Origin of the sequence: Polaribacter sp. Hel1_33_78, assembly GCF_900106075.1 — a bacterium.
In the GTDB taxonomy this organism is placed as follows: domain Bacteria; phylum Bacteroidota; class Bacteroidia; order Flavobacteriales; family Flavobacteriaceae; genus Polaribacter.
Genome location: NZ_LT629794.1, coordinates 1,354,536 through 1,369,921, shown reverse-complemented (window position 1 = coordinate 1,369,921; position 15,386 = coordinate 1,354,536). Strand labels below are relative to the sequence as shown.

Annotated in this window: 13 protein-coding genes; 1 reads left to right on the top strand and 12 read right to left on the bottom strand. The window is 30.0% G+C overall.

Annotated elements, in window-relative coordinates:
• Positions 1-36: 36 nt before the first annotated feature.
• From recN to BLT88_RS05695, 12 genes are all read right to left on the bottom strand, one after another.
• Positions 37-1,689: a DNA repair protein RecN gene (gene recN, locus BLT88_RS05750; RefSeq protein WP_091953587.1), complete on the bottom strand. Its 1,653-nt coding sequence runs from the start codon at positions 1,687-1,689 to the stop codon at positions 37-39.
• 60 nt (positions 1,690-1,749) lie between these two features.
• A complete protein-coding gene (locus BLT88_RS05745; RefSeq protein ID WP_091953586.1) occupies positions 1,750-2,640 on the bottom strand; it encodes a DUF4835 family protein in 891 nt (296 codons plus the stop codon).
• 65 nt (positions 2,641-2,705) lie between these two features.
• Entirely contained in the window at positions 2,706-3,932 is a 1,227-nt protein-coding gene (gene coaBC / locus BLT88_RS05740) for a bifunctional phosphopantothenoylcysteine decarboxylase/phosphopantothenate--cysteine ligase CoaBC (RefSeq protein WP_091953584.1), read from the bottom strand.
• Positions 3,932-4,252 (bottom strand): DNA-directed RNA polymerase subunit omega, encoded by a 321-nt coding sequence (locus BLT88_RS05735; RefSeq protein WP_036785444.1) that lies wholly within the window; start codon positions 4,250-4,252, stop codon positions 3,932-3,934. The genes coaBC and BLT88_RS05735 overlap by 1 nt, the downstream gene beginning before the upstream one ends.
• Positions 4,253-4,255: 3 nt before the next feature.
• Positions 4,256-5,137, bottom strand: a complete 882-nt coding sequence (locus BLT88_RS05730) for an outer membrane protein assembly factor BamD (protein ID WP_091953583.1) — start codon at positions 5,135-5,137, stop codon at positions 4,256-4,258.
• Between the two features lie 123 nt (positions 5,138-5,260).
• The gene (locus tag BLT88_RS05725) at positions 5,261-5,764 is read right to left on the bottom strand and encodes a ferritin (protein ID WP_036788133.1); all 504 of its coding nucleotides are present in this window, start codon (positions 5,762-5,764) and stop codon (positions 5,261-5,263) included.
• Between the two features lie 84 nt (positions 5,765-5,848).
• Positions 5,849-6,742 carry a 4-hydroxy-tetrahydrodipicolinate synthase gene (gene dapA, locus BLT88_RS05720; protein WP_091953581.1) on the bottom strand — a complete coding sequence of 298 codons (894 nt, stop codon included), beginning with the start codon at positions 6,740-6,742 and terminating at the stop codon, positions 5,849-5,851.
• Between the two features lie 99 nt (positions 6,743-6,841).
• On the bottom strand, positions 6,842-7,366 hold the full coding sequence (locus tag BLT88_RS05715; protein ID WP_036785436.1) for a hypothetical protein: 525 nt from the start codon (positions 7,364-7,366) through the stop codon (positions 6,842-6,844).
• Positions 7,367-7,396: 30 nt separating this feature from the next.
• Positions 7,397-8,482 carry an esterase-like activity of phytase family protein gene (locus BLT88_RS05710; RefSeq protein WP_091953579.1) on the bottom strand — a complete coding sequence of 362 codons (1,086 nt, stop codon included), beginning with the start codon at positions 8,480-8,482 and terminating at the stop codon, positions 7,397-7,399.
• Between the two features lie 59 nt (positions 8,483-8,541).
• A complete protein-coding gene (locus BLT88_RS05705) occupies positions 8,542-9,204 on the bottom strand; it encodes a lysoplasmalogenase (protein ID WP_157691143.1) in 663 nt (220 codons plus the stop codon).
• Positions 9,205-9,208: 4 nt separating this feature from the next.
• Positions 9,209-12,859 (bottom strand): M1 family aminopeptidase, encoded by a 3,651-nt coding sequence (locus BLT88_RS05700; protein ID WP_091953576.1) that lies wholly within the window; start codon positions 12,857-12,859, stop codon positions 9,209-9,211.
• Positions 12,860-12,910: 51 nt separating this feature from the next.
• The gene (locus BLT88_RS05695; RefSeq protein ID WP_036785411.1) at positions 12,911-13,798 is read right to left on the bottom strand and encodes an ATP-binding cassette domain-containing protein; all 888 of its coding nucleotides are present in this window, start codon (positions 13,796-13,798) and stop codon (positions 12,911-12,913) included.
• Positions 13,799-14,283: 485 nt separating this feature from the next.
• On the opposite strand from BLT88_RS05695, the gene BLT88_RS05690 reads away from it, so the two are divergent.
• Entirely contained in the window at positions 14,284-15,372 is a 1,089-nt protein-coding gene (locus tag BLT88_RS05690; RefSeq protein WP_091953575.1) for a M42 family metallopeptidase, read from the top strand.
• The last annotated feature ends 14 nt before the right edge of the window (positions 15,373-15,386 follow it).

Sequence of the window (15,386 nt, the reverse complement as noted above, 5' to 3'; positions counted from 1 at the left end):
TATTTAGTTGATTGTTATTTCGCTGCAAATATAATCTTAATTTAATAACTCTTTCGCGTGTGTAATTGCAGTTTCAGAAATCTCTTTTCCACTTAACATCTCCGCTATTTCTACAATTCTTTCTTCAGCAGTTAATTGTCTTAAATTGGTAGTAGTGACATTGTTAATTTCTTCTTTATAAACCTTGTAATGATTGTCTCCTTTCGCTGCAACTTGTGGTAAATGTGTAATAGAAATAACTTGCATGTGCTTGCTCATTTGCAGCATAATTGCAGCAATTTTGTTAGAAATCTCACCAGAAACGCCTGTGTCAATTTCATCAAAAATAATGGTGGGTAATTGTGTGTTTTCTGAGAGCACTCTCTTTACAGCCAGCATAATTCTTGACAATTCTCCACCAGAAGCCACTTTTTTAAGTTCCCCGAAATTACCCCCTTTGTTCGCCGAAAAAAAGAATTCTAATTCATCTTTTCCGTTTGAAAAATAATGAGAGGTTGATTTTATATTGATAGAAAAACGAGCATTTTTCATTCCTAAATCTGATAATAAACTCTCTAATTCCTTTTTTAAATTCGGAATTACTTTTTTTCTAGCATTAGAGATCTTTAGTCCAATTACATCCAATTTTTCGGAAACATTGTGAATTTCTTTTTTCTTTTGATTGATGTCTTCATCTGCACTCTCCACTTGACTTACTTTCTCTAATAAATCCTCTAAAATAATTACTAATTCCTCGTTAGAATTTACGTAATGTTTCTTTTGTAAATTATAAATCAACTGCAATCTGTCATTGATTTCTTCTGCTTCATTTGGATTAAATTCAACGTTTTCATTAGCAGTTTCTAATTCAGAAATAATATCATCAATCTCTATTTTTACACTGGTAATTCTTTCTGATAAGTCCTGATACTCTTTAGAAAAAGGTGCAATTTTAGACACCCTATTTTCTAAGATATTTAGTAAATTTTGTATTCCAACTTCCTCATTTACAGAAAGATTCAAAGCTTCGGATAGATTGAGTTTAATATCTTCTATATTATTTAATTTTCCTAGCTTCTCTTCTAAGTTCTTCTGTTCATCAACTCGCAAGTTAGCATCCTTTAACTCCTTTAATAAATGAAGATTATAATCGTATTGTAAATTGATTGTTCTTTGATTACTCTCAAGCTCCTCTAACTCCTTTTTATGTTGATGTAATTGCTGCACTCCTCTTTTATAAGAAGCAACTTTTTTTGAATTTTTGGACAAACCATCTAAAACCATGAATTGAAAACTAGCATCTGACAATTGCATAGTTTGATGCTGAGAATGCACATCAATTAACTTTGAACGTAATTGATTTAAAACGGATAAAGTAACTGGGGTATCATTTACAAAAGCGCGGGATTTTCCTGAGGGTAAAATCTCTCTTCTTAAAATAGTGGTATCCTCGTAATCTAAATCTACCTTTTCAAAAAAATCTTTTAAATCATAATTAGCAATCGCAACTTTTGCTTCTACTATACATTTTTTAGAAGTGTCTTTTAAAGAAGATAAATCTGCTCTATTTCCTAAAACCAAACCTAAAGCCCCCAAAAGTATAGATTTACCTGCACCAGTTTCTCCAGTAATAATAGAAAGACCATTAGAAAAATCGATAGATAATTGATTGATTAATGCGTAGTTATGTATAGATATAGAGGTTAACAAATTCGCTGAATTTAGACTTTAAAATTAGTGAATTAAATTCAAAAAAAATAAAGAAAAATGCTATTCAATCTTTCTCCACTTAGAATTATTATTTGGAGAAATTTTTCTAAGCGCAGCTGTTAAACGTGAAGCATTACTTGTTTTAGGGCCATCAGAATAAATGCTTACAACTTCATCTGCTTTTGCATCAAAAAAGACTCTAATTAAGTAATTCCCAACAGTTTTATTAAAAATATTTTGAATTTTCAAAACACTATCTTCTAAAGCTTGCTTTCCAAACTCTTTATTACTTGCAAAATTATCCAACCCTTTTATATGATAATCATACAAAGTATTTCTGAATACTTTTAATTTTGAAGACAACAAATTGTCTATCAATAAAAAACGATTTTGTTTACCTACCACATTCTGCCAAGAAGATAAACCACTTTGTTGAGCCTGTAACATTACATTTTGTGCTTCTTTTAATTCGGTTTCTCCACCGAATTTAGAAAACGTGTCTGCATCAACACCTAAAATTGTATATACATAAAAAACTATCGTAGAAATTAAATTGCTATCAAAAGAGTTTTTGTTATAAATTAAAGGATCAAACTCATTATATTTAAAAGAGAAATCGTTGTCTTTTAAATTTAAAATAGGACTCGTATAAGTAGAACCAAAAACGGGTCTTGTAGATTGAACTTGCAACGTGGCTGTAAATGTATTATTCTCTCTAGCAGTTATAATAATAGTCATAGCACAATCAACTCTTTCCTCAGGTTTTACAGTTCTATTCGTCCATTCTGTTTGATTGATAAACTCCGTTAAAGAATTTTGTAACGTTGTAAAAACTTGTCTATTGGAACCTCCTATTTGTTCGTAATTTACATTGACCAAACAATTTAACTCTTGCGAATTGATATGAACACTCATCAAAAATAAGGCAAAAAGAAAAATAAGTTTACGCATGTTATATTTTTTGGTGTTTAGACATTTAGAATCAAAATACAAAACTTTCAAATAGGTTAATTGACTTATTTGTAATGATCTTCACTACCGATTCTTAAAATAATTTCATTAATTATATCTTTAGCAACAGCAGCTTTCGATTTTAATTCGAATGGTTTTACATTCAAATTTTTATCAATAATAGTGATTTTATTTGTGTTCGTAGCAAAACCAGCACCTTTATCTTGTAAAGAGTTTAAAATAATTGCATCTAAATTCTTACGCTGAATCTTGCCTTTTGCATATTCAATTTCGTTATTGGTCTCTAATGCAAAACCTACTAAAAACTGATGCTTCTTAATTTCACCTAATGACGCTAAAATATCTTTTGTAGCTGTTAACTCTAAATTTAACGTAGAATCTACCTTTTTTATTTTCTGATTTACAATATTTTTTGGTTTATAATCTGCAACAGCTGCAGATAATATAGCAACGTCAACATCATTAAAATATTGATGCGCAGCTTTGTACATATCATCAGCAGAAACGACATCAATCCTTGTTATAAAAGAATGTTCTATTTCTTGATTACTTGGACCAGAAATTAAAATAACTTTTGCTCCTAAATTGGCAGCTGCAAGTGCGATTGCAAACCCCATCTTCCCTGAAGAATGGTTCCCGATAAAACGTACAGGATCGATTGCTTCAAAAGTTGGACCAGCAGTTATCAATACTTTTTTTCCACGAAGTGGAAGCGCAGAAAGTAAATCATTTTCAATAAAAGCTAGAATATCTTCTGGCTCAGCCATTCTTCCTTCACCTACTAAACCGCTTGCTAACTCGCCAGAAGCAACCGGAATTATAGTATTACCAAATCCTTGTAATTTATTTAAACTCTCTTTTGTAGAAGGGTGTAAATACATATCTAAATCCATTGCTGGTGCGAAATATACTGGGCATTTTGAGGATAGATATGTTGCTAACAATAAATTGTCGCAAGTTCCATTTGCCATTTTAGAAAGTGTATTTGCCGTTGCAGGAGCGATTAAAAAATAATCTGCCCAAAGACCTAAGTCAACATGATTATTCCATAGTTCATTTTCATCTTTTTTATCAAAAAAAGCTGAATGAACAGGGTTTTTAGAAAGTGTAGAAAGTGTAAGAGGTGTTATAAAATCTTTAGACGCAGGTGTCATTATTACTTTAACATCTGCGCCCAATTTTATAAACAAACGGACTAAACTAGCCGTTTTGTAAGCGGCAATTCCAGCTGTAATGCCTAAAAGAATCTTTTTACCACTTAAAACAGACATTATTCGCTGTCTGGAGTCCTGAAGTATACTTTATCATGCAACCATTCTTCAACAGCCATTGCAGTTGGTTTTGGTAAACGTTCATAAAATTTAGAAACCTCTATCTGTTCTTTGTTTTCAAAAACTTCTTCTAAACTATCATTATAAGTTGCAAACTCATCCAATTTATCTACTAATTCCTTCTTTACATCAGAATTAATTTGCGTTGCTCTTTTAGCAATAATAGAGATAGCTTTGTAAATATTTTCTGTAGGAGCTTCAATCTCATTTCTGTTATAAGTAATTGTACTTGTAGCTGCTTCTGTATCTTTATAATCCATAATTTATAATTTCTCTTTTGAATTCTCTTCTTCCTTTTCTTTTGCCAATTTTTCTATTTTAACAAAAATACTATTTACTCTTTTTTGCTCTGTTAATAAAGTTGCAAACATTTCATTAGATTCTTCCATGAATTTTGATTCTGGATAGTTTCTTTTCAACTTTTCGTAAGCTTCAATAACATCTTTAATACGATCTATTTTTCTTCTATCTGTGCTTTTCAAAACAAAATCATGCGCCGCTTTTAATCTATAATACAAAGCTTCTTCTTTAAACTCTGAACCTAAGTAATCTGATAATAGGTTATCAAAAGCTCGTATCGCAGCTTTATAATTTCTCATATCATAATCTGCGGTAGTGTAATAAGTTTTTGCAATTTCGAAATACTTACGCTGTAATTTGTAGCGTATTTCTTTATAATGCTGATTTGCCTCATCAATTTTTGATGAATTTGGATACGTGTTAATAAAACTTTGGAAAGCTTCTAATGCCTTATTGGTATCTGTGGGATCTTTACTAAAAACTGGTGATGCTAATTTATAACTATACGCAGACATAAATGCAGCCTCCTCTTTTTTGGAACTTTTAGGATAATTTTTTGTAAAACGATCAAAATAATAACCTGCATTACTATAGTTTTTTTCGTTGAAATCAGATTGTGAAATCATAAACTGAAGTCGTTCCATCTGAGGTTTCCCTCGATAGGCAGGTTTCACTTTTTCAAAAAGACGCAACGCTTTACTGTACTTTTTGCTTTCGTACATTTTTACGGCCATTTTGTATTGGTCTTCAATACTTCCTTTGTTTAAAACTTTCTGATATTCTCCACAAGAAAATAACAAAAGACTAAACACCAATAAACACGCTAAATTTTTAATTTTTTGCATCGGGCAAAACTACTAATTAATTATGGATAAATAAAACGATTTTTTACACTGAAAATTACACGCTGCAATTACCAATAAAAAAGATTAATCTACATATAAAATGATACTAAAAGTTTGTTAACATTAATTTACCTGTTGGTTAACCAGAAGCTTTATATCATTATCAAATAAATATAATCCTCCTTTATCATCACCAATCAAATGTATTTTATCAAGAATATTTTTTGCCATAGCCTCTTCTTCTATTTGTTCAGTAACGTACCATTGCATAAAACTATGTGTTGCGTAATCCTTTTCAAGCAAACAAACTTCTATCAAATCGTTTATTGAAGCAGATACTTTTACTTCATGTTTGTACAAATCTTGAAACATTTCTTTAATGGTACCAAACTGAGTTGGTGGGGAGTCTAATGGAGGAACTATTGCATGTCCTCCTCTTTCGTTAATGAACTTTACAATTTTTAACATATGAGCTCGCTCTTCATCAGAATGTGAATACATGAATTTAGCAACCCCTTCAAGACCTAATACTTCTGACCAAGAAGCCATTGCCAGGTATATTTGAGATGATTGAGCCTCAACAATAATTTGTTTATTTAATACTTCTTCTATTAAAGGTTTTAACATAATAAATGGCTTTAAAATCATTTAAGTGTAATCAAATATACAATTTTCATCAATTTAAAACAAATACTATAACGGTAATTCCCTTCAATTTAAAATAGGAAGCTTACTATTTTTTATGTAGTTTGCTATTTTAGTCTGTAATTCTGAACTGGCTTTTACTAATGGTAAACGGACATTATTTAAACAAATATTTAATTCTTGTAGTACTGTTTTAATTCCTGCAGGATTATTTTCTTCAAAGATAAAATCCACAATATCCATCATTTTAAAATGAATTTCATATCCTTCTTTATTATTTCCTTGTAAACCATGGTTAATCATCGTCGAAAACTCTTTTGGAAAAGCTTGTCCAATTACAGAAATAACTCCTGAGCCACCTGCTAAAGCCACTCCTAAAGCCAAATCATCATCTCCAGAAATAATTAAAAAATCTGATGGTTTTTCTTTCAATAAAGTATTGTATTGCTGCTGGTTGTTTCCTGCCTCTTTTACAGCTACAATATTAGCAAAATCGTTCGCTAATCGCAGGGTAGTTAATGGCTCCATATTTTTTGCTGTTCTACCAGGAACATTGTATAAAATTATAGGTAAATCTGTTGCACTTGCGAGTGCTTTGTAATGCTGATAAAAACCTTCTTGCGTTGGCTTACTGTAATATGGAGCAACAGAAAGAATACCATCTATTCCCGAGAAATCTCTTGTTTGTAATTCTTTTACAACCTGTAAAGTATTATTACCACCAACACCCAGAACTAAAGGCAAACGGTTGTTATTTGTTTTTATAATAACGTCTATAATTTGATCCTTTTCTTCACCAGAAATTGTAGCACTTTCAGCAGTTGTGCCATTAATCACTAAATAATCTATTCCGTTTTCAATATTGAAATTTACTAAATTAATAAGCGCCTCAATATCTAAAGTCAAATCGTCTTTAAATGGGGTAACTAAAGCAACACCTGTGCCAATAAATCTTTGCATTATTTTTATTTTTTACAAGGGTAAATTTACGCTATTCAAGTTGATATTAAAATGAAATAATAAATTCTTAACAGGAAAACACAACTTTACGTTTGAAGTTTAATTTTTTATTTTTTTCAATATTCTCAAGTATTTCTTTAGCTCTAAAAGAAACTTATCTGTTTTAATTGGAACTTCTGCAATTTCAATATCATATAATTTCTGATTTACTTTAGAAATGCCTACTTTAAAAGTAGCTTTAGATTGTAAAACTGCATTCTCTAAATAGAGGTTTTTCTTATTAAAATAACCTATTAACAAATCAAAAGGTTCATCTATAAAACTCTTGAGATTTGGTTGATTGATATTTCCATTCCAACTAAAATCTTTTTCAGAAAAGTGCTCATAGGAAACTTCATGATGTTTTTTATGTGACCTAAAACTATAGATTTTAGCATTTGTAAGATTCAGTAATTTTTCTACCTCTTCTTTAACATTTACCCAATTAGAAATTTCATCCGTCGTTAAAATTCCAACAGTCTTTATTTCTTTTTGTGAAACAACTCTGTTACTCTCTTTTTCTATGAGAATCTTCTGAAACTGATTATTTAAAAAATATCTTTTATATCTAGTGAAATTCAGCAAAATGTAACTTTTAAGTTAGCTAAAATACTATTATTTATTTATTTGTAACTCTAACAAAATAAATTGATTTAATTGCTTACCAAAACTTTGAAAATTATCATCAGCAACCAAAACTAAAGATTGATTTCCATTTGGCAATTTTGGACCTAGAGTAAGACCTTCTATATTATCTATAATTCCAGATGTTAAATTCTCCTTTACATCTTCAAAATTAAAAATTAATCTTTTTTTAAGAGGTCTAAATTTTGTTGTTTTTAATGCATCAATTTCTAAAATATTTGTTGTTTTTTCATCAATAATAGCTTCAAATATTCTAATAATATTCCCATAACTTCCATAACCATTCTGATACGTTCTTTCAATAACAAAAAAGTGATTTTTTTTGTACTCTAAAATTGCGGTTACACCATTTAAATTGATGTCTCCTTTTGATGGTTTTGTAATATGCTCTAACTGATAAGCATATTGTTTTGTGGCTTTTTTAGACTTTTTATCAAAATACGTAATTCTGATTGGTGATGATGTTTTTGTAAAAGTTGGCTCTGCACCATCATCTTTTAGAGGTGCTTCAAAAGCCGTCCAAAATCCTTTATGATCAATACTCTTTGAAGAGCCTTCAAAAGCAGCATTATGTTTTATCACTTTTAAATCTGATAGGTTCTTTGGTAATGGAAAACTTTCTAAAAAAGCTCCATTTTCATCAATTTTAAAAACTGAAGGAAGTTTATTTTTCCGAATAGCGCCCTCACTTACTAAATTAATTTCATTTGTTTGTTCATCAAAAAAAATAGATTCTAGATCTAAAGCATTTTCACTGTAAAATTTAGTTGCGGTATCATTTAAAAAAATGATATTTTTAAAGCCTATTGATTTTATTTCATAATTAGAAATAGTAATATCTCCTGATAGAACTCTGGGGTTCCTAGCGTCGTCAACCACAAAATAATATTGATTATTTGCATAGTCTAACCCTGATAAGCCGCCAATAAGAGTGTTTTTAAATCTGATAGAATCTGACAAAACATATTCATCCAAAAAATATAATTCGACTTGTTTCTGGTTTCCACAAGAGAGAAATAAAACTGCAGCTATTAATACTAAAAGTCCATTTTTCATTTCATTTATTATTTTAATAAGCTTGTTATAATTCTACTTTTAATAATTAAATTATTTCTTTAATCCTGTTCTGAAGTTATAGCAATTATGGCCTTACAAATTAGATATTGCGCAACTATATAAGTCAGCATTATAGTTATTGAATAGAATTGTTTTGGCTCATAAAATTTATGAAGAGCAATTAAACTATCAGAAATGATAAAAATAATAGTTCCTAGAAAAAGCCATAAGCTTGCCGTATTCTTTTCTTGTGTATAATTCAAAAAAGAAACTGCTCCAAAAGAAGAAATTACAATTCCGTAAATAATGACAGGAACTTTCATTTCTCCAAGATTATCCATTATCACAAATAAAAAAGAAAACAAAAAAACTACAAAAGGCAAACAAGCCACCAAAATCTTTTGGAAGTTAACCTTCTTGATAAATGAAACTGTTATTTTGATGTACAATATATGAGCCAATAAAAAAGAAGCTAATCCATATATAAAAAACTGATTTTTAAAAAGCAACAAAACATCTCCCCAAAAAGAAAAAAACAAGGCTGAAACATACCAAAAATTTGGTTTTTCGACAGCTACTAAATAAATAATTACTAAAGTTGTAATCAAAAAAGGCTTGCTTAAAAAAGCTATTTTCTGACTAAATAGCAGCCCTAATATATGTAATACAACCACTGTTAAAAAAGCAACGGAGGCAATTGTTGTCTTCCTTTGTTTCGTCATCCATCTAGAATTTTCTTCGATTATCATCAGATTGTGTATCAATCAATTTATTGTAAGGATCTACGCCAACTTCCATTGGTTTTTCTTCAACAATAATTGTTAACTTATTATTGATTGCTGTAATTTTATGTTTCTTCAAATAAAGTACTTTTTCTTTCATTTTTCCTTGAACTTCTTCTTCTGTAAAAATACCAACATCTATATAATCTGCTAAAGGAACAGATAAAATTGGCTTTTTCATTTTATCTGTTTTATAAGATAAAGTGTCCCCTACTTTTTCTCCATAATAACGTTTTCCTTTTTCATTATTTCTATATTTAGCAACTTCAAACTCTATATCAACTTGATAAGTTCCGTTTTCCAATTCAGTTACTTTAGAATCTGTTATTCTGTTTTTATACAAAGTAATGGTTTCGAACATATCTTTAATTACATATTGTAAAGAGTCTGGAGTAGCCTCCTTTAAATGGTTTACGAATTCAATAGAAGTTGTATAAGGAGGTTCTTGAAATTTCACTTTATTAATAAATTTCTTAATTGCTCCATTCATTTTTTCTTCTCCAATATAATCGCTCAAAGCATATAAAACCATAGACCCTTTTTGATAATGTATATAGCCTTGACCATCATTATACATTAACGGTTTTTCACGTTTACGTTCTAAAGTTCTTTGTAATAAGTATCCATCTAGAGCTTCCTTTAAAAAAGTTCTCATTTTTGCTTTTCCATGTTCATGCTCTAACACTTTTAAAGACACATATTCAGACATACTTTCAGACAACATTGTAGCCCCTAAAACATCTGCTCCTATTACTTGATGCGCCCACCATTGATGTGCAACTTCGTGAGCAGTAACTGCAAAAGGATAATCAACTCCATCATCATCTTCATCATCTACATCTGCAATAAAGCCAATTCCTTCAGAGAAAGGCATTGTATTTGCAAAAGCTTGTGCAAACGTTCCTCCTGTTCTTGGAAACTCAATAATTCTTGCTTGTCTAAATTGATAAGGACTAAAGTTTTCTGAATTATAATTTAAGGATGCCTTCATACCTTTCATCATTCTATCTAAATTGAAAGTATGTGGTTTGTGGTAGTAAATTTCTAAACTAATTCCTTTAAACATTTCTTTTTTCACTTCATATCTACCAGAATTAAAGGCATAGAAGTTTAGGATTTTACTATCCATCTTGTAATGAAAATATTTTCTATCATTTTCTATCCACTCTTTTTGCAGATATCCTGGAGCAATTGCAATTTGATCTATTGAAGTTGAAACTGTTGCTTCAAAATTAATCCAATCTGAATCTTTGGAAATATAAGTATCACCTAAAGCTGCTGAATCTGACGGATGAGGACGTAAATCATTTTTAGATAAATCATACTTTTTACGCGTTTTATCGTCTCTTAATTCTCCTTGTGCTGAATAGCCTAGCGTAGGAAATAAAGAAGAATTATTGATAAAGGTACCATTTCCTCTAACTGGAGATCTTCCTCTATAAGATGTATTTTTATTACTTTTTACAGTTACTGCCAATTCTAAAGTATCTCCAGGCATTATTTTGTTTTCAAAGTAATAAATATCAAAGTTATGTATAGTATCCTTTGAAACTAATTTATTTGGCTTACTAAATTCAAATGTACTTTTTAATGAATTATGATTTAAGAAAACACTATCTATCGCATTCGCCGTTTTATTTACCATTTGGATTTTTGCAGACGCCTTAAATAATCTTTCTTTTGGAAAAATATCCATAGTTGTATTAACTGCAATGACTCTTGGTTGTTCGTAATTTTCAAATCTTTTATATTTCTTCTCCCACTCTACTCTTCTTAATTCTGCTTCTTTCGAAGAAGTTCTTTTTCCTTTAGAACCGGTTTCTTGATAAATAGAAAATCCTAAACTGAAAAAAGCAACTAAAAAAACCACTAAACTAACAGCATAACCACCTTTAAACCTTGACTTTGCTAACGATAATCTTTCTGCAAAGGAAGCGGGTATTCCTCGAACCCAAAATAAGGCAGACATTACTAGAAGTACTAAACCACAAAGAATCCAATAGACTTTATATACTAGAAATGGCGTTAAAATTCCGTAACCGTTCATATCGGAATAACTAAATCCAGGCCCCTGATTATATTTAAAAATAGATTGCTCTACACCTGCCAATGACAAAAATGGCATACCGATAGAAATTACCAATAAAATAAACAATCCTAAATATGGATTACCAATTAAAGTCTGAATAAAAATTGATAGGAAAGCCCAGACTACATACCCTAAAATACTTAGTAGAAATAATTCTTGTAAATAATGCCCAAACTCAAAATTATAATAGCCATTATACAATTGGAATAAAACACCTGCAATCAAAATTACTGCCAAAAGAACAATTTGCATTTTTACTAAAGCAATTACTTTAGAAAATAATAAAGTCCAATTTGGAATTGCGGTGGCATCTACTAAATGATTTACTCTTGCGATCTTAGCTCTATTTACAAGCATACCAGCGTATAAAAAAGTACAAATATTTATAGAAACCGAAAAAACGCCTGCAATGTTCAACATTTTCCAAGTAACTGGTAAAGTTGCAGTCCCAAAAATATTTCCTATTTCAGACAAGCCAACTAACATTAAAACTAAACCAACTAGAACAATGGATATAAACGGCCAACTTTTTACAATGTATTTAAAATCGATATTAGATAACTTCCACATCGTTTTAAAATTTTGAAAAAATGAATGATCATAAACAACTTTAGGCAAAACAATTCTTGTAATTCCACTAAAATTTGTCTTGGTCATTCTCTCACCTTTTGATTTTTTAAATGAAAAAGAGATGGCATTTTGACTAAATGTAAAAAATCGATAAACCAATCCAAAGATTAAAGTAGCAACTGCTAACCACAGTAAACGATTGTATATAATCATTTCTTTAATAGGCAGTTGTAATTCATTCTGTTCTGAAGGCGTCCAATATTTTGTGTAATAATTTACAGCTCCAGAACCGAAAGGATCTAAAATAGCTAATAAACCTCTTTGTTCTGGCTCAGAAAGTATACTTTCTACCACACCTTGAATGAATAACAAAACAATAATAGTTATAAAACCTGCAGCAATATTTCTAGAAAAAGTTACCACAGCAAAAACAATGGCGCCAAACAATAAAATATTTGGTAAAATAAATATTAAATAGGCTTTTAAATAGGTTACGATTTGAAATGAACCAACAATTTCAGGGTTTGTTCCAGGAAATCTAAATCCAATTATCATTCCTAAAGAAATTGATAAAACAATTAAAGAAACCACAACGATACCGCTAAAAAACTTTGCAAATAGGTAATTAGATTTTGTAAAAGGATAGGAATACAAAATGGTATGCATTTCACTTTTATAATCTCTATATATAGAAACTCCTATAATAGATGGGAAAAGGAAAAAGATAAAAACCGTTAACGCATTTAATAAACCATTAACACCGATTGGAGAGTTTACAATTCTTGATGAACCAGTAGTTGCAGTTATTGAATCGAATAAACCAGCAGTAGCTGCTGATAAAAAGAAAGACAAGCACAAAAAGATGGATAAATATATGTAAAAAGCAGGTCTATTAAACCAATATTTTAATTCTTGTTTGAAAATAGTTGAAAACATAATTATGTAGTTAGAGAATTTAATTTTTAAAATTATTATTTTTTCAAAACGTTAAACTAACTCCGGTTCATCTTGCTTTAATGCAATAAAATAAACATCATCTAATTGTGGTTTTACCGCTATAAATTCTTCTGAAGGTTTTTCTGCAGCATGCACTCTAATATTTAATGTATTGTCTTGGTTGTAGTTCGAAGATAAAATATCAAACTTTTCTTCATTCTCTTCTAAATCCTCTCTATTGATAATTTTTGTCCAAATGGTTCCATCAATTTCCTTCGTAGCTTCTTGCGGAGTTGTATGATTTAGAATTTTTCCTCCGTTTAAAATTGCCATTTCATTGCACAATTCTTTTACATCTTCAACAATATGAGTAGAGAAAATAACGGTGCAATTTGTGCCAACTTCGCGTAAAACATTTAAAAAACGATGTCTTTCAGCCGGGTCTAAACCTGCTGTTGGTTCATCTACAATAATTAATTTTGGATTATTTAAAAGTAACTGAGCGATTCCAAAACGTTGTTTCATTCCGCCAGAATACCCGGCAACATGTTTACGTCTTACATCATATAAATTTGTAATTTCTAAAACCTTTTTTACAATTGCCTTTCTTTCACTTTTGTTTGCAATTCCTTTTAAAGTTGCAAAATAATCTAACAAATCTTCCGCAGACATTTTAGGATAAACACCAAAAGACTGTGGTAAATATCCCAACACTTTACGCAAAGACATATTATCTTCCAATACATTGATATTTCCAAAAGTAATTGAACCAGAATCTGGACTTTGCAACGTTGCAATTGTTCTCATTAATGATGATTTTCCAGCACCATTTGGCCCTAACAAACCAAACATTCCTGTTCCTATTTCAATACTTAAATTATCAATAGCTTTTACACCATTCTTATACGTCTTCGTTAAATTTTCTATTACTAGCTTCATTTTTTTTGTTTTATTATAGTTGCTCTCTAAATTTTATGCCTTTAAACCTTATGTATCTAATTGTCCTACTTTATGTCCAAAAGTAATATTTATATTATCATAATCTTATAAATCGAATACATTTTTGATAATTACATTTCTAATATTATTTTTATAAGCATTCAGTAAACCACCTGATACTGCCTTAAATAATTTAAAAATCTATCTATGAATTCTGGAAACTAATACCCCATTTCAAATTTAAAGTGAAAAGGAGGACAAGTCATAAAATAACCAAAATTGATTTTAATTTTAAATATTTTTAGTTTTTCCATAAGTTTCATTGATAAGTATAAAAGTTCTAAAATTTGTTACACTTTTTATGATAATTTTTTGAGAATAGTAGAAAAAACGTTTTACTTTTACACATGATTTAACATGACAATTAGTATGTCATATAACAATAATGCGCGTCTATTTAACAACATTTTAATAAAATTATAAAAATGGCAAAAGAAACAATTTTAAATAAAAGCTCACTTACATTTTTAGAAAAATATCTAAACAATGCGGCTCCTACAGGCTATGAATGGGAAAGTCAAAAAATTTGGATGGAGTATCTTAAGCCTTATGTGGATACTTTCATTACAGATACGTACGGCTCTGCAGTTGGTGTAATAAATCCTGATGCAAAATACAAAGTTGTAATCGAAGGTCATGCAGATGAGATCTCTTGGTATGTAAATTATATTTCTGATAATGGTTTAATTTATGTGATTAGAAATGGAGGTTCAGATCATCAAATTGCACCAAGTAAAATTGTAAACATTCACACTAAAAACGGCATTGTAAAAGGTGTTTTTGGTTGGCCTGCAATTCACACAAGAGATAAAGGAAAAGAAGAGGCTCCAAAACCTGACAATATTTTTATAGATACAGGCTGCACCACAAAAAAAGAGGTTGAAGATTTAGGCATACATGTAGGATGTGTTATCACTTATCCAGATGAATTTCATATTTTAAATGGAGATAAATTTGTTTGTAGAGCTTTGGACAACAGAATGGGTGGCTTTATGATTGCCGAAGTTGCTCGTCTATTAAAAGAAAACAAAAAAGAATTACCTTTCGGATTGTACATTACCAATTCTGTGCAGGAAGAAATTGGTCTACGCGGTGCAGAAATGATTACACAAACTATTCAACCAAATGTAGCAATTGTAACAGATGTAACGCATGACACGACTACACCTATGATCGACAAGAATAAAGAAGGTCTTTTAGAAATGGGTAAAGGCCCAGTTATTGCTTATGCGCCGGCTGTGCAACAGAAATTACGTGATTTAATTACAGAAACCGCTGTAGCGAATAAGATTCCTTTTCAACGTTCAGCTCTTTCAAGAGCAACAGGAACAGATACAGATGCTTTTGCTTACAGTAATGGTGGTGTTGCCTCTGCATTAATTTCTTTACCCTTAAGATACATGCATACCACAGTAGAAATGGTGCATAGGAATGATGTAGAAAATGTAATTAAAATGATTTATGAAACCTTATTAAACATCAAAAACGGAGAAACTTTTTCTTATTTTGAATAATAAAATCTTATCAT

Excerpts from the sequence above, each read along its gene's own strand:
- BLT88_RS05745 (WP_091953586.1), bottom strand. The coding sequence starts at position 2,640 with ATGCGTAAACTTATTTTTCTTTTTGCCTTATTTTTGATGAGTGTTCAT.
- coaBC (WP_091953584.1), bottom strand. The coding sequence starts at position 3,932 with ATGTCTGTTTTAAGTGGTAAAAAGATTCTTTTAGGCATTACAGCTGGA.
- BLT88_RS05735 (WP_036785444.1), bottom strand. The coding sequence starts at position 4,252 with ATGGATTATAAAGATACAGAAGCAGCTACAAGTACAATTACTTATAAC.
- BLT88_RS05730 (WP_091953583.1), bottom strand. The coding sequence starts at position 5,137 with ATGCAAAAAATTAAAAATTTAGCGTGTTTATTGGTGTTTAGTCTTTTG.
- BLT88_RS05725 (WP_036788133.1), bottom strand. The coding sequence starts at position 5,764 with ATGTTAAAACCTTTAATAGAAGAAGTATTAAATAAACAAATTATTGTT.
- dapA (WP_091953581.1), bottom strand. The coding sequence starts at position 6,742 with ATGCAAAGATTTATTGGCACAGGTGTTGCTTTAGTTACCCCATTTAAA.
- BLT88_RS05710 (WP_091953579.1), bottom strand. The coding sequence starts at position 8,482 with ATGAAAAATGGACTTTTAGTATTAATAGCTGCAGTTTTATTTCTCTCT.
- BLT88_RS05705 (WP_157691143.1), bottom strand. The coding sequence starts at position 9,204 with ATGACGAAACAAAGGAAGACAACAATTGCCTCCGTTGCTTTTTTAACA.
- BLT88_RS05700 (WP_091953576.1), bottom strand. The coding sequence starts at position 12,859 with ATGTTTTCAACTATTTTCAAACAAGAATTAAAATATTGGTTTAATAGA.
- BLT88_RS05695 (WP_036785411.1), bottom strand. The coding sequence starts at position 13,798 with ATGAAGCTAGTAATAGAAAATTTAACGAAGACGTATAAGAATGGTGTA.
- BLT88_RS05690 (WP_091953575.1), top strand. The coding sequence starts at position 14,284 with ATGGCAAAAGAAACAATTTTAAATAAAAGCTCACTTACATTTTTAGAA.